The sequence below is a fragment of the Mesorhizobium sp. M8A.F.Ca.ET.181.01.1.1 genome, assembly GCF_004792025.1.
Taxonomy (GTDB): Bacteria; Pseudomonadota; Alphaproteobacteria; order Rhizobiales; family Rhizobiaceae; genus Mesorhizobium.
In genome coordinates this window covers 1-281 of the sequence record NZ_SRTV01000340.1, presented here as the reverse complement: position 1 = coordinate 281, position 281 = coordinate 1, and the positions used below count along the sequence as shown (strand labels likewise).

The 281-nt window shown below is 63.3% G+C and carries 1 protein-coding gene; it reads right to left on the bottom strand.

What is annotated here, in order from left to right; genetic code table 11:
* Positions 1 to 281, bottom strand: a 281-nt coding sequence (locus EN824_RS34880; protein WP_135933250.1) for an efflux RND transporter permease subunit, incomplete at both ends; no start/stop codon positions are given.

Here is a 281-nt window from a genome sequence, read left to right as displayed (position 1 = left end):
GGCCGATCAGCGTGATCAGGCCGACCTGGGTGTAGATGTTGAGCGTTCCCAGGCCAATGTTGAGCGGCACGATCGCGCCGAAGATCGACAGCGGCACCGCCATCATGATGATCAGCGGGTCGCGGAAGCTCTCGAACTGGGCCGCCAGCACCAGGTAGATGACGAGCACGGCCGCGGCGAAGGCGATCATGATCGTGTTGCCCTGCTCCTTCTCCTGCCGGGACTGGCCGGCATAGTCGACGAAGAAGGTTTCGGGCAGCGTCTCCTTGGCGATGTCCTCG